Consider the following 19,199-nt stretch of genomic DNA (forward strand, 5'->3'; position numbering starts at 1 on the left):
CTCTCCTTACTGCGCCAAAAAGTCTTGAGCAAAGCGCTGCAATACGCCGCCTGCTTTGTAGACTAGAAGTTCATCAGCTGTGTCCAAACGGCACGTCACTGGCACATCCACTTTTTCACCATTAGCACGCGTAATAACCAGCGCCAGATCAGTACCTGCTTTAATGTCACCCACAACGTCGTAGGTTTCGGTACCATCCAGTTCAAGTGTTTGACGATTTACACCTTCTTTGAATTGCAGTGGTAGTACACCCATTCCGACAAGGTTAGTACGGTGAATACGTTCAAAACCTTCTGCAACGATCGCTTCTACCCCAGCTAAACGGACACCTTTTGCTGCCCAGTCACGTGATGAGCCTTGGCCGTAATCCGCACCCGCGACCACAATCAACGGCTGCTTACGATTCATGTAGGTTTCAATCGCTTCCCACATACGTGTTACTTTGCCTTCTGGCTCAATGCGGGCATAAGAACCCTGCACCACTTCGCCGTTCTCTTTGACCATTTCGTTAAACAGTTTCGGGTTGGCAAAGGTTGCGCGCTGCGCGGTTAGGTGATCACCACGGTGTGTCGCGTAAGAGTTAAAGTCTTCTTCCGGCACACCCATTTTCGCAAGGTATTCGCCTGCTGCGCTGCTGGCCATAATCGCATTTGAAGGCGATAAGTGGTCAGTGGTGATATTGTCACCTAATACTGCTAATGGACGCATGCCAGATAGGGTTCGCTCGCCCGCCAAGGCCCCTTCCCCCTCTTTTTGCCAATAGGGCGGACGGCGAATATAAGTACTCATCGGGCGCCAGTCGTAAAGCGGATTGCTGTTACGTTCGGCATCATCAAGCTTAAACATTTGAATGTAGATTTGGTTAAACTGCTCAGGTTTAACATGCTTACCGACCACTTCATCGATCTCTTCATCAGTCGGCCACAAATCGTTAAGGTAAATCGGATTACCTTGCGCGTCTTTGCCCAACGCGTCACGCTCGATATCAAAGCGAATTGAACCTGCCAGCGCGTAAGCGACCACTAATGGCGGCGATGCTAAGAAGGCTTGTTTCGCGTATGGGTGGATTCGGCCATCAAAGTTGCGGTTGCCCGACAATACCGCCGTCGCGTAAAGGTCGCGGTCAATGATCTCTTGCTGAATTTTCGGATCCAACGCACCACTCATACCGTTACATGTAGTACACGCGTAAGCGACAATACCGAAACCAAGCTTCTCAAGCTCTGGAAGTAGACCCGCTTCTTCAAGGTACAACTTGGCGACTTTTGAACCCGGTGCGAAAGACGATTTCACCCAAGGTTTACGCACAAGGCCAAGCTCGTTGGCTTTCTTCGCCACCAAACCAGCCGCCACAACGTTACGTGGGTTACTGGTGTTGGTGCACGAGGTAATCGCCGCAATGATCACAGCGCCGTCTGGCAACTCGCCTTCTTTCTCTTCGAACTGACCAGAAATACCGCGCTCAGCCAGTTCAGACGTTGGTAAACGACGATGTGGGTTCGACGGCCCCGCCATATTGCGCGTCACAGACGATAAATCGAATTCAAGCACACGCTCGTATTGCGCTTCGACCATATCGTCCGCCCATAGTCCAGTCTGCTTGGCGTACTTCTCTACCAAGTCAACTTGCTGATCTTCACGGCCAGTCAATTTCAGGTAATTGATGGTCTGCTCGTCAATGTAGAACATACCTGCCGTCGCGCCGTATTCTGGCGTCATGTTAGAGATCGTCGCACGGTCACCGATGGTTAGGTCTTTCGCGCCTTCACCGAAGAATTCAAGATACGACGACACCACACGCTCATTACGGAGGAACTCAGTAATCGCTAGCACGATATCGGTCGCGGTAATGCCCGGTTGACGTTTTCCCGTTAGCTTCACGCCAACAATATCTGGCAGACGCATCATTGATGGTCGGCCTAACATCACGGTTTCTGCTTCCAAACCACCCACACCAATCGCAATCACACCGAGTGCGTCAACATGTGGCGTGTGACTATCAGTTCCCACACAGGTATCTGGGTAAGCGATGCCTTGTTTTGCCTGCACCACTGGAGACATCTTCTCCAAGTTAATCTGGTGCATGATGCCGTTACCCGCAGGAATCACGCTGACGTTTTCAAACGCGGTTTTACACCACTCAATAAAGTGGAAACGGTCTTCGTTGCGGCGCTCTTCGATCGCGCGGTTTTTCTCAAACGCATCTGATTCAAAGCCTGCATGCTCCACAGCTAACGAGTGGTCAACAATCAGCTGAGTCTCCACAACTGGATTCACTTTCGCAGGGTCACCACCTTGCTCTGCAATCGCATCACGCAGGCCAGCTAAGTCCACGAGTGCCGTTTGACCAAGAATATCGTGGCACACAACGCGCGCTGGATACCAAGGGAAATCTAAGTCACGCTTGCGTTCAATAATCTGTTTCAAGGAATCGGTTAAAGCTGACGGTTCACAGCGGCGTACTAGCTGTTCAGCAAGCACTTTAGAGGTATATGGGAGCTTGTCGTAAGCACCCGGTGAGATATCTTCCACAGCTTCCCGGGCATCAAAATAGTCAAGATGGGTTCCCGGAAGCGATTTGCGGTATTGAGTATTTATAGTCATAGATTGCTTCCATTCACAATTACAGCGTATCTAACGACCTCTCAGTGCGAGAGGTCGTTAGGATTAGGCGTTGCGCCTATCGTTTTTCGATTGGTACCCAATCTTGATGATCTGGTCCGGTGTAATCCGCACTTGGGCGAATAATGCGGTTGTTCTCACGTTGCTCATAAACGTGGGCAGCCCAGCCTGTTAGGCGGCTCATCACGAAAATTGGTGTGAACAACTTAGTTGGAATATCCATAAAGTGATACGCCGATGCATGGAAGAAATCCGCGTTACAGAACAAGCCTTTCTCACGCTTCATTACCGCTTCAACACGATCTGACACAGCGTAAAGGTGGGTATCACCCACCGCCTCAGACAGCTCTTTTGACCAACGTTTGATCAATGCGTTACGAGGATCGCTTTCACGGTAGATTGCATGACCAAAGCCCATGATCTTGTCCTTGTTAGCCAGCATCTGCATGATGTTTTCTTCGGCTTCGTCCGGCGTCATCCAGTTCTCGATCATTTCCATTGCAGCTTCGTTTGCACCACCGTGCAGTGGGCCTCGCAGCGTACCGATCGCACCAGTAATACAAGAGTGAATGTCAGATAAAGTGGATGCACATACCCTTGCAGCAAAGGTAGATGCGTTGAATTCATGCTCTGCGTAAAGAATCAGTGAACAGTGCATGACTTTCTTATGCAGTTCGCTTGGCGCTTTATCGGTCAGCAGTTTTAGGAAGTAACCGCCGATGCAATCTTCAGATTGGTCTTCGGTGTTGATGCGCACGCCATCGTGGCTAAAGCGATACCAGTAACAAATGATCGCGGGGAAAAGAGCCAGCATGCGTTCCGTCGCATCTAATTGCTCAGAAAAATCCATTTCCTGCTCGAGGTTCCCTAGCACTGAACAACCCGTACGCATAACGTCCATTGGGTGTGCGCTGGCTGGAATTAGCTCAAGAGCTTCTTTCAACTCTTGAGGTAAACCACGCAAACTGACCAAGCGCGTTTTGTAAGAATCCAACTCTTGTTGATTTGGTAGATGCCCGCGTAGCAGTAGGTGTGCTACTTCTTCAAACTGAGCATTGTTTGCCAAGTCAGTAATATCGTAACCACGATACGTTAGACCCGTTCCCGTTTTTCCGACAGTACATAAAGCTGTGCTTCCAGCGCTTTGGCCGCGTAGACCTGCGCCACCTAATTCTTTAGTAGGCATTTCGAACTCCTTTTCAGTCTGGCTGCTCCTTAAAGAGTCTATTTATTCACCAGACATCATTCACGTTATTGGATTTGATAAATTCCGATTATCTTCTCGTATTAACTTTCTTGGGCTTCCGTTTCTTTTTCCCGCTATTTCCCTTCGGAGAATAGCTGGTCAAGTTTGTCTTCGTAGTCGTGGTAATTCAGGTGTTGGTAGAGCTCTTTACGCGTTTGCATTGAGTCTACTAGTGCTTCCTGGTTGCCTACTTCAAGCAGGTGTTTGTAAACCATTTCCGCCGCTTTGTTCATCGCGCGGAATGCACTCAATGGGTAAAGCACCATGTCGACTTTAGATTTCGCCAGTTCTTCACAGCCATACAAAGGTGTTGCACCAAACTCGGTAATGTTGGCCAAAATAGGCACATGTTTACCTGTGGCTTGCTGTAGCGCCGTCGAGAACTGCTCATATTGATCTAGCTTGGTCATCGCCTCAGGGAAGATCATGTCTGCGCCTGCTTCAACACATGCAATCGCACGCTCAATCGCACTGTCGATACCTTCAACTGCCAGCGCATCGGTACGCGCCATAATCACGAAGCTCTCATCGTTACGGGCATCCACAGCCGCTTTGACGCGATCAACCATTTCTTGCTGGCTGACAATCGCTTTATTTGGGCGGTGACCACAACGTTTTTGCGCCACTTGATCTTCCATATGAACTGCGGCAGCGCCCGCTTTTTCCATCGATTTGATCGTGCGAGCAATGTTGAACGCGCCACCAAAACCAGTATCAATGTCCACCAGCAACGGCAGATCACACGCGTTGGTGATGCGGTCAACGTCTACTAACACATCATTCAGTGTTGTGATGCCAAGGTCTGGCAAACCGTAAGAAGCATTCGCGATGCCGCCGCCCGATAGGTAAATCGCTTGGTGACCTAAATTCTTTGCCATCATGGCGCAGTATGGGTTCACCGTACCGACAATTTGTAGTGGATCATTTTGCTCAATAGCGAGTCTGAACTTCGCCCCCGGAGATAAACTCATGACACTTTCCTTCTAGTCATTTTCAGCAAACAAGATTTGTTGTTCTATTAATAAGCGACTGCCTGAAATGTGGCGTCTCATCAGCATTTCGGCCAATTCCTCATCTCGGTTTTCGATCGCTTGTAGAATAAATTTGTGTTCGTTTAGCGCCTCTTTTGGTCTCGATTGAGAACGTGGAGACTGATAACGATACATACGCAGCAGGTGATAAAGCTCGTTGCACAACAGCGAAATTAGCTTGCTGTTACGGCTGGCTTTAATAATGCGATAGTGAAAGTCAAAATCGCCGTGTTGATGGAAGTAAGACGAACCTTCAACTTCTTCAATGTGGTTTGAATGTGTCGACAATAGTCTTTTCAGCCCTGCCAACTCGTCTTCCGTAATGTGTCGGGCTGCCAGCCTCGCCGCCATGCCCTCTAGCGCTTCACGAACGGCATAAAGCTCGATCAATTTTTCTGGAGAAAAGGTAATCACACGCGCACCCACATGAGGAATACGTTCAATTAAGCTTAATCCCTCTAAACGCATGATTGCCTCACGCAATGGGCCACGGCTTACCTGGTAACGCTTTGCTAGCTCTGGCTCGGAGATCTTGCTACCTGGTGCAATTTCCCCACTGACTATCGCTTCCACCAAAGACTCGGTGAGCGTCTCTGATTTTGTGTTCTCTTTATCAGCGCCAACCGCTTTAAGAGGAGTTTTAAGCTCTACATTCATTTAAAGGCACTCGCTCTATAACACCTTACGGTGTCTACAATCTCATAACTTATGATTTAAAATAGACCATTAAATTGTCGACAATCAAGAGAAGTGTCGACAATTTAGACTAAGGTATAAGACATTAGTCGCGTAAAGATACATAGATCACACTCGATGCTTAAAGAAATGAAACTTTGCGCGCTGAACACCATTTAAGCTAATCGCTCACGCAATAGTTAAACCATGATTAATCAAACTGTTGAATACGTGACTGCCTGCCAAACGAAGATGTAACCAGTAAACCACACACTTATACCTAAATTGACATGGCTTCCTAATCTGAAAACCACCGTTAATTTAACATTTTATTAACCTTGTTTATCAGCAACCATTGTGTCGCTTATTTAATACAAGGAGTCACACATGCAAGTAAGCATCACAACTACAAAAACATTTCTCGCTAGCGTCATTAGTGCAACCCTATTATCTGGGTGCTACTGGGATGATCCCGACAAAGCAGCGAAGCACGTCAGTAATAAAATTGACCGCAAAGCGGTAGTCGAACACCTCGTTGAGTTAGAAGGCAGAGCCTCTAAAACCACCGATGGCAGTTCAGTTACCCGCGCCGCCGGTAGCGATGGATACCAATATTCGGTTGACTACATTGTTGAAACCATGGAAGACAATGGCTATGAAGTCGAAATCCAAGAGTTTGATTTCCGCGCATGGGAAGAGCTAGCAGGCACAGCACTGAATGTGAGTGGTGTCGATCTGGTGAGCGTGCGCTCCTCAGTTGAAGGGCAAGAACCCGACTTCGCCGCAATGTCCTACTCTGGTGGCTCGGCAGGCCAAATCAATGCACCTGCGGTATTTGTGACTCCAGATTTTCGCTTCGACACGCCAGACTATGACAGCACCGATGGCTGTGAAGCAAGCGACTTTGACGGCAAAAGCATAGAAGGTAATGTCGCCATAATCCAGCGTGGCGGATGTAGCTTCAATGACAAAGTGGTCAACGCACAAAACGCTGGGGCTGTTGGTGTCATTATCTTTAACCAAGGCAATGCAGAAGGACGCACCGCAGTCGTAAACGGCACACTGGGCAGTGACAGTACGGCGACCATTCCGGCCTTCGGCGCTCGCTTCGCATTAGGTCAACAGTGGCATGAAACAAGCCAAACGGCTGAGCTGCCCGTGGTGCTCAATATCAATGTTCAAGATGACGTTGTTTTGACTCAAAACGTACTCGCAGAAACCAAAGGCGGGGACGAAGACCAAGTCATCATGCTGGGTGCTCACTTAGACTCTGTCCCTGAAGGCCCAGGTATCAACGATAACGGCTCAGGTACCGCTGGTTTACTTGAATACGCGGTGACGCTGGCCGATCTGCGTGCTCCAGTGAAGAACAAAGTGCGCTTCGCTTGGTGGGCAGCAGAAGAAGCGGGGTTAGTCGGCTCGGAATACTACACCAACGAGCTATTGGCCCACTTTATGACCAAGCACAGCAAGAAATTATGGCGCAGTTCGAGCTCAGTGATCCAAGCCAACTTTCACCAGCACAGCTTGATCTTGTTGAACAGCGTTACAATGAACTGAACAAAGTTAAGCTATACCTAAACTTCGATATGATCGCTTCACCAAACTATGTATTTGGCGTTATGGATGGCGATTTATCTGATACCAAAGATAGCCCAGACAACGCGTATACCGGAGACTTTAAACCACCTTACGGTACGTCTCACATTGAATCCAAGTTCAATGATTTCTTTAGTAAGGAAAAAGAAGCGACTGTTCCGCAAGCACTGTCAAAACGTTCTGACTATGCAGGATTCGCTGACTGGGGTGTCGCATTCGGTGGCCTATTCACAGGCGCGGAAAAAGCAAAATCAGCTGAAGAAGCGGATTTATTTGGCGGTGATACGGGTGTGGCATACGACGTTTGTTACCACCAAGCATGTGATGACCTCAACAACGTCAGCCAAACGGCGCTTTACGTGAATACACAGTCACTTGCCTATGTCACAACATACTACGCATTCAGTGATCCTGTTTTCCCAGAACAACAAGCTGAGCCTGCGCCTATGGTGCGTACCTTCGGCGTTGACGCAGAACCAACAGAAAAACTGCGCATTGGTGAAAAACTTAAAGCCGCTGACAGTGTGTCTGATCACGACCACTTCCATGGTGACTTTGACCAAGACCGCGAATAGCGAGATTCGGGTTGCCAACTTCAAAGCCGCACGGTTCAGTGCGGCTTTTTATTGCCCACGACTCTATCCGTGAACTTTATGAACAAAACCGTCGTAATGACCAATATTGTTTTTATCAACGCATTGCAGACACAGATTTAACACTCCATTAACCTTCATCCTATCTGTTAACAAACATCCCTCACACTCGACAGATAAATAGATAACGATAAGCGAGTTTCCAACGAGAAACGCGCACCTACATAAGGAACGTGAATCATGATGAAGGTACTAAAACCAACTTTGGCAGCATCCGTTATTGCAGCAACATTTTCATTCAGTGCTTTTGCAGCCGATCTCGACAAAATCCACTTTCTGATCCCTGGCGGCGCTGGTGGTGGTTGGGATATGACCGCGCGTGGGACGGGTGATGTTTTGGTTAAATCCGACATTGTCGACAATGTGTCTTTCCAAAACCTATCTGGTGGCGGCGGCGGTAAAGCCATTGCACACCTAATTGAAACCGCTGAGCGTCAAGAAGACACGCTAATGGTGAACTCAACGCCAATCGTGGTTCGCTCACTGACAGGTATCTTCCCACAATCTTTCCGCGACTTAACCCCGGTTGCCGCAACCATTGCTGACTACGGCGCAATCGTGACGTCTGCAGATTCTAAGTACAACACTTGGGAAGACGTAGTGAAAGAGTTTGAATCGAACCCTCGTAAAGTCAAAATCGCGGGCGGCTCTGCGCGCGGTAGTATGGACCACCTAGTGGTTGCGGCAGCATTTAAAGGCGAAGGTTTCGATGCTAAAAAAGTCCGTTACATCGCTTACGATGCGGGCGGTAAAGCCATGGCAGCACTGCTTTCCGGTGAGACTCAACTCCTATCGACTGGTTTAGGTGAAGTGCTAGAGATGTCAAAGTCTGGCCAAGTGAAAGTACTAGCCGTCACCGCACCTAAACGTCTGGAGGCTGCACCAAACATCCCGACTCTGACTGAATATGGCAATGAAACCGTCTTTGCGAACTGGCGTGGTTTCTTTGCCGCTCCAGGCACTAGCCAAGCAAAAATCAACGAGTGGAACAGCGCTCTGACGAAAATGTACAAAACGGACGAGTGGCAAGTGGTTCGTGACCGCAACGGTTGGATCGACAACTACAAAGCAGACAAAGACTTTTACGCGTTCCTTGAAGATCAAGAGAAGCAGATGGGTGACCTAATGCGAGAACTTGGCTTCCTGAAGTAACCCAGTAAACATGGGCAGGCGCTGTCTGCCCATACCTTTTCGCCGCGTACGAGATATCACTTCAATCTCCTTGTTTATGGCTTTAAATAAACATCCTAGCCCTTTTGACTAGCAGCAAATTGGCTAACTTCATTGATGAAACATGCTCATTAATCCTTGTACGTGGCTTTTTCTTCCTTTCAGCAAATGGAGTTGGATATGTCAGACTTGCCAACGAACTCTTTCAATAAAGGAAACTTTTTTACTAAAGAGTACCTCCTGTGCCGTGATCGTGTTGGTGCGATGATATTTCTGATCGTCTGCCTATGTTACGGCTACCAAACAACACAAATCCCTTTATTTCCAGGTGACGAATACGAACCGTTTACGGCGCGAACCTTACCGACCTTGCTGACCTTTATCGGAATTGGTTTAGCCCTTATGTTACTTGTGACTGGCAAACCAGATAAACAAAGCGGCGCAGTTATGGACTTTAACTGGAAACTACTAAGTGGTTTCTTAGTTTTGATGGCGTTGTACGGCTTAGGCCTTACGTATCTCGGGTTTGTTCTGGCCACTGGCTTCTTCTTGCTGGCAGGTTTCTACATTCTTGGCGAACGACGTAAAAACGTTCTTTTTGGCGCATCTTTCCCGTTTGTTATCGCATTCTATCTGCTGTTAACTCAGGGACTCGATATCTATCTTGAGCCGGGCATCATTTTCACTATGTGGTCGAACTAAGGTAAGGAACACAATATGTTAGATGGAATCTTACAAGGTCTTTCGACCGCAGTAATGCCAATGAACATTATGATGGTGATCGTTGGCTGTTTCGTGGGTACCTTTATCGGTATGCTTCCGGGTCTTGGCCCTATCTCAGCTATCGCGTTGATGATCCCAATCACTTATGGATTAGACCCTTCTTCCGGTTTAATCCTGATGGCGGGTGTGTACTATGGCGCGGTATTCGGTGGCTCTACGTCATCAATCTTAATTAATGCTCCGGGTTGTTCATCAACGGTGGTTACCGCGTTTGACGGCTACCCAATGGCACAAAAAGGTCAGGCTGGTAAAGCGCTGGCACTTGCAGCCTACTCTTCATTTACTGGTGGTACTCTTTCGGCAATCATGTTGCTTGTTGCCGCTCCAGCATTGGCGAGTGTATCACTCAGCTTCCAGTCTTCAGACTACTTTGCACTGATGCTACTTGGTCTTTCTGCTGTGGCGGCGTTTGCGGGCAAAGGTCAGGTAATTAAAGCGTGGATGATGACGATCCTTGGTTTGATGCTTTCGACTGTGGGTATCGATAAAGGCGTCGGCGTTGAGCGCTTCACCTTTGGTATGACAGATTTGATGGATGGCTTTAGCTTCTTGTTACTTGCGATGGCAACCTTTGCTCTCGGCGAAACCCTAATGGGCATTTTAAAGCCAGAGAAAGATACCAGCGCCGAAGAGCAGAACAAAATGAGCAACATCGGCAGCATGAAAGTCACCAAAGAAGAAATCAAAGATGTCGCCCCTGTTTCTATTCGTTCTTCTATCTTAGGTTTCTTTACAGGCGTACTTCCAGGTGCGGGTGCAACGATTGCTGCATTCCTAAGCTACGGTATGGAGCGTAACCTAGCGCCAAAAGGCAAAAAAGAAGAGTTTGGTAAAGGCAGCATTCGTGGCTTGGTCGCACCAGAGTCAGCGAACAACGCAGCATCAAGTGGTTCATTCGTACCGCTTTTAACGCTGGGCATTCCGGGCTCAGGTACCACAGCAATCATGCTGGGTGCACTTATCGCTTACGGTATTCAGCCAGGTCCACGTCTGTTCGTTGAGCATCCGGACGTGTTCTGGTCGGTTATTATCTCTATGTACTTTGGTAACATCGTACTGGTGATTTTGAACCTGCCGCTTATCCCTTATATCTCTAAGCTGCTGGCAGTACCAAGAACCGTACTACTTCCGATGATTCTGTTCTTCTCCATCACTGGGGTGTACCTGGTTTCTTTCAACACTATGGATGTCTTTATTATGCTGTTGATTGCGATGGGTGCGATTGCGCTAAGGTTAGCCAACTTCCCTCTCGCGCCGCTGCTACTCGGCTTTATCCTTGGTGGATTGATGGAAGAGAACTTACGCCGTGCATTAATGATCAGCGATGGTGAGTTGAGCTTCTTGTGGGAACGACCAATTACCATGACATTTACCATCTTAGCGGTGATGGTTCTGGCAAGCCCAATTCTGGTTAAGCTAGTGCAAAAGTTAAAACCGACACCCGCCAAAGTTGAACAATAATATAGAATAGAGTACGTTAAGGGGCATATCGCCCCTTTTTTTTCGTTTCTACTTTTTGTTTTTGATGTTAGTTGCGTCGCATCATTGCCCCAAAACTTAATGGAGCATATACTCTATTTTTTCACAATTAGAGAACATCACCATGTCGATGCGTCCCATTGCTTTGTTGATTGGTTGCTTAGGTTTGTATGCCCCGCTCACCCACAGTGCGGCGATCAGTTTTGAACAAGCTTGGCAGGTTTTACAGCAAGAAAACAACTCACTGGCCGCTCAGCGTTCTAATGTCGAACGCTATCAGCACCTGCAAAACGCAACCGACAGCCTCAACCTTCCCTCGATTACTGTCGGCGCAAACTACACGCGTTTAGATACAGATGTAACCGTTTCCGGAAAGCAATTGTTCGAAAGTACTGGCGGTTCTCTACCTGATTTGAGTGCGGTACCTATTCCTGGTCTTGCTAACCTAATCGCTGGAGCAGCGGCCACAACCTCGACGATTACGGAACGCGAGATTTTCACTTCTTCCATCCGAGCTATTTGGCCGATTTTCACTGGTGGTCGAATCAACGCCGCGCAATCAGCAGCCGAAGGTAAAAAAGACCAAGCGCAAAGTGAGTTGGCGATGGAAACGCAAGCCCGCTTTGAAGATTTAAGTAAATACTACTTTTCCGTATTGCTTGCTCAAGAGGTGGTGCAAACACGCCAGCTAGTCGAACAAGGCCTCACTAAACATAGAGATGATGCCCTTAAGCTAGAACAGCAAGGGCAAATTGCTCGTGTTGAACGTTTGCAAGCCGAGTCGGCCTTAGATCAAGCAACAATCGAACGTAAAAAAGCCGAGAAAAATCTTGAGATAGCAAAAGCCGCCTTAACTCAAATTCTGAACCAAGACTCAGCGGTCGAACCGGCCGATGCGCTTTTCATCAATTCCACTCTGCCGCCGCTGAATGTGTTCATTGAACGCACACTGGAGACTTATCCTGGTCTTGATTTGCTCGATGCCAAAGAACAGCAAGCTAATAGCCTGATTAAAGCCGAAAAAGGTAAGTACTACCCAGAAGTCTACTTATACGGAAACTACAGCCTTCATGAAGATGACTCTCTAGCCAGCCAAATGAAACCAGATTGGTTGGTAGGTGTAGGAGTCAATGTTCCCTTGCTTGAATCTAGCGGTAGAACCGACCAAGTTCGCGCAGCGCACAGTGCGGTTTCACAGGTGAAATATTTGAAAGCGCAAGCCAAGCAAGATTTAAGCGTACTGGTGCAAAAAACGTATCTTGAAGCGCAACAAGCACAAGAAGAGGTGCAAGGTTTAGAGTCTTCTATCTTACTGGCCGACGAAAACCTCAAACTCAGACAAAAAGCATTCTCGCAAGGTTTGTCTACATCAACTGATGTTGTCGACGCACAGCTTTATGTGGCCAGCGTGCAAACACAAAAAGCCGCGGCAAGTTTCAATTATTTACTCTCGCTGTCCAAACTGCTTGCCCTTTCAAGTGAAATGGACGCTTTTAGCCAGTACCAACACAACGCAATTAAGATTTCGAATAAATAAGGATCTAAGATGAAAAATGCCAAACCACTTGTTCTTAAGGCTGCCGCATTAGCCCTAGCATCTTGGGTCGGATACAGCTTTTACCAGGCTTACCAACCTAAGCCTGTTCGTCTGCAAGGCCAAATTGAATCACAGCAATACAGTATTTCCTCCAAAGTCCCGGGGCGTATCGATCAAGTATTGGTTCGCAAAGGCGAGCACGTAGAAAAAGGTCAGCTAGTTTTTACCCTTCACAGCCCAGAAATCGAAGCAAAGCTAGAGCAAGCCAAAGCGGGCGAAAAAGCAGCTGACGCATTAGCTATGGAAGCAGAGAAAGGCGCGCGTACCCAGCAAGTTCAAGCGGCTAAAGATCAATGGTTGAAAGCCAAAGCTGCAACAGCGCTACGAGAAAAAACCTACCTACGCGTGAATAATTTGTACAAAGATGGCGTGATTGCCGAGCAAAAACGTGACGAAGCCAAAACACAGTGGGATGCAGCCAAATACACCGAAAGTGCCGCGCTGCAAATGTATCAAATGGCGAAAGAAGGTGCGCGCAATGAAACCAAGATAGCCGCGGCAGAGAAAGCACGTATGGCAGCAGGCGCGGTAGCAGAAGTCGAAGCTTACGCACAAGATACTTCCATCAAAAGTTGGTTTGAAGGCGAAGTGTCGCAAGTGCTACTGCAAAGTGGTGAATTGGCTCCGCAAGGCTTCCCTGTTGTGACCGTGATTGACACCCAAGATTCTTGGGCGGTTTTAAATGTGCGTGAAGATTACCTAAAACATTTTACAAAAGACGCAACGTTCGCCGCTTATGTGCCCGCACTGGATAAAGAAGTGAACTTCAAGGTGACACACATTGCCGCAATGGGTGACTTTGCGACATGGCGTTCAACTGATGCTTCTCAAGGGTTTGATCTTAGGACATTTGAAGTGGAAGCTCGCCCAACCCAACCGATAGACGAGTTGAGAATGGGTATGAGTTTAGCCGTCGAGTTGAACTGAGCGAACGGATAAGTCGAACAGAAATATGCGCAAACAACTCTCCTCACAATTGTCTATCATCCGGCGCGATAAGTGGCTGCTCTCTAGCTTGACTTGGCTACCGATCGCTCTGGCTGTCATGATTTGGGCCATTTTCTCTCAGGGGATAGCCCGCGACTTGCCTATCGGTGTGGTGAATTTTGCCCCGGGAAAATTATCACAGCAGCTGGTTCGCTATTACGATGCAACTTCTACCATGAGCGTGCGTCAACAATATTCGGACGTAACCCAAGCAAAAGATGCCCTAGTACGTGGTGACATTTATGCCTATGCCGTGATCCCTTCTCAGTTCGACTCAGATATCTACAAAAAACTCGCGCCTCAAGTCAGTGTGTATTACAACAGCCAAATGATTTTGGTCGGTAAGCTGCTTAGCTCGGCATTTACTCAAGCGCAAGGCACGTTTAACGCACAGTTAAGTACCATAAGCAATATGGCAAAAGGTGACGCCACGTTATTATCTGCAATGGGGCAAGCCGTTCCGGTTAGAACGCAAATTACACCGCTGTTTAATAAGAACTCTAACTACGCACAATTTCTTGTGTCCGCCATTATTCCTGCACTTTGGCAAATTGTGGTGGTGGTGAGCACCATTTTGATCTTGGCCGCCAATCACAGGGACAAAGGGTTACAACCTTGGCTAAGCACTTCACCTATTAGATCTGTTGTGCGTACCCTACTTCCCTATACATTGGTATTTGCGCTGCAAGGGTTCGCTTTCTTGATGTGGTTTTATCTTGGTTTTGAGTGGCCAATGAATGGCAGCTTTGAAGTCATTTTACTTGCGCAGTGGATCACGCTGATCGCCTGTATGATTATGGGGAGCTTATTCTTCTTCCTGACTTTAGATCCCGCTCGTGCAATGAGCTTTGCTGGCGCATTTACCGCACCAAGCTTTGCCTTTATGGGGATCACCTTCCCCGTCACCGACATGAACAACCTAGCGCAGTGGTGGCGAGGCCTGTTACCCGCAAGCCATTATATTGAAGTACAAGTGAGCCAGGTCAGTTATGGGCATGCATGGTATGAGTCCCTTAGTCATCTGACTCCGATGCTAGGTTACATTTTACCGCTATTGCTGTGTATTGCCTTGATTCATAAACACCTAAAAGCCACTCAACAAATTGCGTTGAAGGAATCGGCATGAACTTGTTTACTCTAATAAAAGCAGAGCTCAAAGCGTTACTAAGCAACCCAGTGGTTGTACTGACAGTATTCGGCGGAGTGGTGTTTTACTCTTTCTTGTACCCACTTCCGTACAGCAGTCAAACCCCAAGAGAACAACATATCAGCGTTGTGAACTTGGATATGAGTCAGACCAGCTTTAAATTGGAACGGATGGTCGATGCCACGCCTCAGGTCAAAGTCGTGAGACGTGACCACACACTAGAGCAAGCTCGCGATGCCTTTATGAAGGGTGACGTTAGCGGCATTTTGGTGATTCCAGAGCATTTTTACAAAGACATACTGCTCGGCAAGAGCCCTACCCTAGCGTATGCAGGTGACGCGTCTTACTTCTTGGTTTACGGCACGATTGTAGAAGGTTTAGCCAAAGCGGGGGGAACACTGGCCGCGCAGACCAAAGTCACCAAATTGCTATTAGATGGTCAGCCACTTGCACTGGCCGCGGATCAATACGCCGCGACTCAACTCAACCTTAAGCCAACCTTTAACCCACGCATGGGGTATGTGGATTACGTTGTACCCGCCGTGTTTGTGTTGATTCTGCAACAAACCATGGCCATGGCGTCAGGTTTGATGGTAGGCACACAAAAACTGGGCAAAGGTTATTGGCGTAAGGTTCACCCTGCCCGACTGCTGGTGGTCCGTTTTACCTTGCTTACCGCCATCTACTATGTGCTAAGTATGTACTACTTCGGCGCGAGCTTTTCGCTGCAAGGCGTCAGTCAACTCGCCCACGCTAGTCAATTGCTCACTCTGCTATTGCCATTTTTGATCGCCTCGTGCGCAATCGGTATTTGGCTGGGTTCTATCACCCCAAGGCGAGAGCTGGTGACTTTGGTAGTGCTAGTCAGCTCTATGCCGCTGGTGTTTAGTGCTGGCTTTATCTGGCCTGTTGAAGCCATTCCATCACCGATTGTTTGGCTTTCACAACTATTCCCAAGCACGCCAGCAATCCAAAGCTTCTTGGCATTAAATCAAATGGGCGCCGACTGGACACAAATCCGCGTAGAGTATTCACAGCTCTGGTTACAAGCTGCTGTTTGGTGCTTAGTGGGTTATTTTTCGTATCAGAAGAGTGTGAATCTGGATTTTAGAGCGGCTAGGTATTGACCTGTTTATTGTTTGTTAAAAGGGGATTTCCTTGGCTACCTAATAATCATCAATTTTAAACTACAGTTTAAACTACAGAGTGAAGGCTATTATTTCCGTTATCATAAGGAAATAATAGCTTTAACAAACTACGGAACATGCTTACAAATTATAAACCAATCACTATTCTTTAAAAGAACCAAAACCGCTACTTATAATATTTCACTTTCCTATTAATAATTTAATACTTAATTTTTATGTATAGCATTCATGCTTTAAATTCAATGTGTTACAATGCCTGCCGTTATTTCAACGTCTAGGTTATAATATGTTTAAAAAAATCTCTTTGCTATTTGGCTTAATTATTTTATCTGGTTGTGCAACACACGGTGTAGTAACAGTACCAGTGCAGAGCGCAGTAGAAAATCCAGCTTTTACTGATAAAACTTTTTCAACAAAACTTTATTATAGTCAACCGAAACCTGGGATATTTTCCAGCGGAGAAGTTCTACCGATGAAACCGATTGAAGAGTCGGAATTATCCGTAGGTGCAAGTCGTGTTTTAGCGCGTTACAATGAGCTATTAACAAACCAATTACCAATGAATACCAAAGTGACCTCTAGTGAGAATGGTGATTTTCTATTCATTACAGAATTGCAAGCTAAAGATAAATCTGGCCCAGCATACGCAGACTATGACATGGCTTTAAGCACAGGTAAAAAACTCCTGACCTTGGGACTTGGCTCATCAGAGTACACTATTATTGCTGATTTTGATGTGACTTATAAGTTGCTAGATCGTAATGGTAAGTTACTACTTCAAGATACATACACTGTCCATGATGAAGTAGATCATGAACGTGGTGGATTTGATGGTTTTGATATTGGCCAAGACTTAGCTGCTAAATTATTAGAAAAGAACATTGTTACTACAATGCACGATTTCTTCTCTAAAACGAATCAGATTTAATTAGTTTCAAACTAAAGAAATATTACTGAAAACAGGTCTAAAGCTGATTTCCCCTTAACGTATTTTATATGTTTAGCTCCTGACTATTTATAAAAAAGGCTTGGCGCATTGCCAAGCCTTTGTCGTTATTGCTTTAGAAAAATTAGTTTAAAGCTTCAATCAGAATCAATTCACGCTCTAGGGTGACCTTTTCTGCACCTCTTGCTTTAGCTAGCTTGTCTTTACGTACCTTCATTGCTTCTTTCTTGGCTTTATCAGAACCAAACAGCAGTGGCTTCACATTGATAGAAGCGATGTTGCTATAACGGCCATCTTCGCTGCTTGGAACATCCAATTTGCCGCTGTTGATCAGCTCTTTTACTACCTCACGCTGCTTGGCGTATTGGTTGTCTAGGCCTTTCAGCGTCCAGCGCTGCATTGGCTTGCCAGTGTAAACACCCTTCTTCTCTTCGGTTAGATAGCGAATAGTCAAGTTGCGAATAGTGCCTTGCTCTTCACCGTATTCTGCTTCGGTATCAAACAATACTGGGAAGTCACGTCCTTCTAACACACCACCTTTTTTGGTGAGATGCCCCATTCGGTAGCTGTTCATACCGATGCGGATTTCAGTATCATCTTGCACCATTTTGCCATCAGCAAACTTCAGATCCGTGATGCGATCGCCTTTAGGTTTGGTCAGATCGATGGTGTACGTGACACCCGCGAAGAAATCATTGGTCGAGTATTTTGAAGCGCGTCGTTCAGGGTCAAAGCTATATGTCACATCTCCCGGTTTGACCGAATTAAAGTAGCCTGCCGACCACTCCATATAGGTTTTCAGCTCTTTACCCGTCATCTTATAAACGGTGATCTCGCCACCCGCATATTGGTAGTTATAGGCAATATCTTTCGCTTTGATTGGGCCAACATCCAATTCCGCGTTGTCGTTATCAATCTGAAGGGCAATCACGTTTGCTTTAGGCGCGTAAAAGAAGCTCGCCTCTTGGAAAAGTGCGCTGATACCCGTATCTTGAATATGAACTTGAGGGATACCGCGGATCTCATTTTCAGGCACTAAATCCACACCTTTCAGCTCAGCCACTTCGCGGTTAGCCATCTCGCGCAGGCGCTTATGATAAGGCTGGTAAAGCGTTTCCATTTTCTTATCGGAGTCGATACCTTTGATCTTATACGTAAAGCTGTCTTTGTTAATCAAAGTGAATTGGCCATCGCGCTCTTCAAACTGAAGATCAATGCGCGACAGTGCGCGTCCATACTTATCTGGTTCAGTCACGATAACGCCATTCACGACTGCTTTGTCGATACGCGTATGCATATGACCAGCAACAATCGCATCTAGCTCAGGGTTGGCATTGGCAATATCCGTCACGCCGGTATTGGCGATGTCGTTCTCATTCTCTAGGCCCATATGCGCGACCAAAACAATCGCATCGACTTTGTTATCGATTTCAGCAATCAGCTTTTTCACTTCAAGAGTTGGGTTAGTGAATGTCACCCCTTCTAGACGGTTAGTACCTTCAGCAAAGACCTGCGTCATTGGTGTATCCATACCAATCACACCAATCTTGATGCCGTTTTTCTCAATTACGGTGTAACCCGGCAAGAACGGATTACCGTCTGGGCGCTTAATGTTTCCACCCAAGGAGTGGCCTTTAAACTGGGTCAAAGATCGGTTTAGTACATTGAGCCCAAAATCGAATTCGTGGTTACCCAAGACCCAAACGTCGTACTTCATTTCGTTGAAGCCTAGCATCATTGGATCGATCGGTTCATCTTTAAACGTTTCAACAAAGTTGCCTTGGATAGTGTCACCTGCATCAACCAAAATCACATTTGGTTGCTCTTGGCGAATGGATTTTACCTTGGTGGCAATTTGACTCAGGCTACCACGCATATTGAGCTTGTCGGCTGCGTAGTCCCAAGGCATAAAGTGACCATGTAAGTCAGATGTACCCAAAACGGTGACTTGGTGAATATCACCATCCGCGGCCCATGCTGGTAGTGAGAGGGAGAGTAAGATAGCGCTAGAGAGGAGGTTCTTCTTCATGTCGTTATTCATTCTGTTGTAAATAAATCGCGCGCATAATATTTTAGATTCAAAGCTCTAAATGTGACCAGTGACAACTTTAAACAA

The 19,199-nt window shown here is 46.9% G+C and carries 13 protein-coding genes and 1 pseudogene; 9 read left to right on the forward strand and 5 right to left on the reverse strand.

The genetic code is table 11. From position 1 onward, the window contains the following. Positions 1-6: 6 nt before the first annotated feature. From acnD to VNE01S_RS12505, 4 genes are all read right to left on the reverse strand, one after another. On the reverse strand, positions 7-2,604 hold the full coding sequence (gene acnD, locus VNE01S_RS12490) for a Fe/S-dependent 2-methylisocitrate dehydratase AcnD (protein ID WP_053394060.1): 2,598 nt from the start codon (positions 2,602-2,604) through the stop codon (positions 7-9). A 76-nt stretch (positions 2,605-2,680) separates the two neighbouring features. Then, on the reverse strand, positions 2,681-3,808 hold the full coding sequence (prpC, locus tag VNE01S_RS12495) for a bifunctional 2-methylcitrate synthase/citrate synthase (protein WP_053394059.1): 1,128 nt from the start codon (positions 3,806-3,808) through the stop codon (positions 2,681-2,683). 134 nt (positions 3,809-3,942) lie between these two features. Next, a complete protein-coding gene (gene prpB / locus VNE01S_RS12500) occupies positions 3,943-4,839 on the reverse strand; it encodes a methylisocitrate lyase (protein WP_053394058.1) in 897 nt (298 codons plus the stop codon). Positions 4,840-4,851: 12 nt separating this feature from the next. Continuing rightward, positions 4,852-5,556 (reverse strand): GntR family transcriptional regulator, encoded by a 705-nt coding sequence (locus tag VNE01S_RS12505; RefSeq protein ID WP_053394057.1) that lies wholly within the window; start codon positions 5,554-5,556, stop codon positions 4,852-4,854. A 405-nt stretch (positions 5,557-5,961) separates the two neighbouring features. Here VNE01S_RS12505 and VNE01S_RS12510 point away from each other — a divergent pair. The 9 genes and pseudogenes from VNE01S_RS12510 (at position 5,962) to VNE01S_RS12550 (ending at position 17,065) form a co-directional block, all read left to right on the forward strand. Beyond that, positions 5,962-7,748: pseudogene (locus tag VNE01S_RS12510) on the forward strand (M28 family metallopeptidase). Between the two features lie 258 nt (positions 7,749-8,006). After that, positions 8,007-8,978 carry a tripartite tricarboxylate transporter substrate binding protein gene (locus VNE01S_RS12515; protein WP_053394056.1) on the forward strand — a complete coding sequence of 324 codons (972 nt, stop codon included), beginning with the start codon at positions 8,007-8,009 and terminating at the stop codon, positions 8,976-8,978. 186 nt (positions 8,979-9,164) lie between these two features. Continuing rightward, positions 9,165-9,698, forward strand: a complete 534-nt coding sequence (locus VNE01S_RS12520) for a tripartite tricarboxylate transporter TctB family protein (protein WP_174522338.1) — start codon at positions 9,165-9,167, stop codon at positions 9,696-9,698. Between the two features lie 15 nt (positions 9,699-9,713). After that, positions 9,714-11,240 (forward strand): tripartite tricarboxylate transporter permease, encoded by a 1,527-nt coding sequence (locus VNE01S_RS12525; RefSeq protein ID WP_053394054.1) that lies wholly within the window; start codon positions 9,714-9,716, stop codon positions 11,238-11,240. 142 nt (positions 11,241-11,382) lie between these two features. Continuing rightward, a complete protein-coding gene (locus tag VNE01S_RS12530) occupies positions 11,383-12,795 on the forward strand; it encodes a TolC family protein (RefSeq protein ID WP_053394053.1) in 1,413 nt (470 codons plus the stop codon). Positions 12,796-12,804: 9 nt separating this feature from the next. After that, the gene (locus tag VNE01S_RS12535; protein ID WP_053394052.1) at positions 12,805-13,782 is read left to right on the forward strand and encodes an HlyD family secretion protein; all 978 of its coding nucleotides are present in this window, start codon (positions 12,805-12,807) and stop codon (positions 13,780-13,782) included. A gap of 25 nt (positions 13,783-13,807) precedes the next feature. Then, complete coding sequence (locus VNE01S_RS12540) at positions 13,808-14,968, forward strand: ABC transporter permease (RefSeq protein ID WP_053394051.1); 1,161 nt, start codon at positions 13,808-13,810, stop codon at positions 14,966-14,968. Next, positions 14,965-16,116, forward strand: coding sequence for an ABC transporter permease (locus VNE01S_RS12545; RefSeq protein WP_053394050.1), 1,152 nt, complete (start codon positions 14,965-14,967; stop codon positions 16,114-16,116). The genes VNE01S_RS12540 and VNE01S_RS12545 overlap by 4 nt, the downstream gene beginning before the upstream one ends. 307 nt (positions 16,117-16,423) lie before the next feature. Continuing rightward, complete coding sequence (locus VNE01S_RS12550; RefSeq protein ID WP_053394049.1) at positions 16,424-17,065, forward strand: hypothetical protein; 642 nt, start codon at positions 16,424-16,426, stop codon at positions 17,063-17,065. 142 nt (positions 17,066-17,207) lie between these two features. Here VNE01S_RS12550 and VNE01S_RS12555 read toward each other — a convergent pair whose 3' ends face one another. Continuing rightward, positions 17,208-19,112: a bifunctional metallophosphatase/5'-nucleotidase gene (locus VNE01S_RS12555; RefSeq protein WP_053394048.1), complete on the reverse strand. Its 1,905-nt coding sequence runs from the start codon at positions 19,110-19,112 to the stop codon at positions 17,208-17,210. Between the last annotated feature and the right edge of the window lie 87 nt (positions 19,113-19,199).

The organism is Vibrio nereis NBRC 15637 (assembly GCF_001591105.1).
GTDB lineage: Bacteria > Pseudomonadota > Gammaproteobacteria > Enterobacterales > Vibrionaceae > Vibrio > Vibrio nereis.

Bases quoted from the DNA above. Each gene is read 5' to 3' on its own strand.
- acnD (WP_053394060.1), bottom strand. From the start codon at position 2,604: ATGACTATAAATACTCAATACCGCAAATCGCTTCCGGGAACCCATCTT.
- prpC (WP_053394059.1), bottom strand. From the start codon at position 3,808: ATGCCTACTAAAGAATTAGGTGGCGCAGGTCTACGCGGCCAAAGCGCT.
- prpB (WP_053394058.1), bottom strand. From the start codon at position 4,839: ATGAGTTTATCTCCGGGGGCGAAGTTCAGACTCGCTATTGAGCAAAAT.
- VNE01S_RS12505 (WP_053394057.1), bottom strand. From the start codon at position 5,556: ATGAATGTAGAGCTTAAAACTCCTCTTAAAGCGGTTGGCGCTGATAAA.
- VNE01S_RS12515 (WP_053394056.1), top strand. From the start codon at position 8,007: ATGATGAAGGTACTAAAACCAACTTTGGCAGCATCCGTTATTGCAGCA.
- VNE01S_RS12520 (WP_174522338.1), top strand. From the start codon at position 9,165: ATGGAGTTGGATATGTCAGACTTGCCAACGAACTCTTTCAATAAAGGA.
- VNE01S_RS12525 (WP_053394054.1), top strand. From the start codon at position 9,714: ATGTTAGATGGAATCTTACAAGGTCTTTCGACCGCAGTAATGCCAATG.
- VNE01S_RS12530 (WP_053394053.1), top strand. From the start codon at position 11,383: ATGTCGATGCGTCCCATTGCTTTGTTGATTGGTTGCTTAGGTTTGTAT.
- VNE01S_RS12535 (WP_053394052.1), top strand. From the start codon at position 12,805: ATGAAAAATGCCAAACCACTTGTTCTTAAGGCTGCCGCATTAGCCCTA.
- VNE01S_RS12540 (WP_053394051.1), top strand. From the start codon at position 13,808: ATGCGCAAACAACTCTCCTCACAATTGTCTATCATCCGGCGCGATAAG.
- VNE01S_RS12545 (WP_053394050.1), top strand. From the start codon at position 14,965: ATGAACTTGTTTACTCTAATAAAAGCAGAGCTCAAAGCGTTACTAAGC.
- VNE01S_RS12550 (WP_053394049.1), top strand. From the start codon at position 16,424: ATGTTTAAAAAAATCTCTTTGCTATTTGGCTTAATTATTTTATCTGGT.
- VNE01S_RS12555 (WP_053394048.1), bottom strand. From the start codon at position 19,112: ATGAAGAAGAACCTCCTCTCTAGCGCTATCTTACTCTCCCTCTCACTA.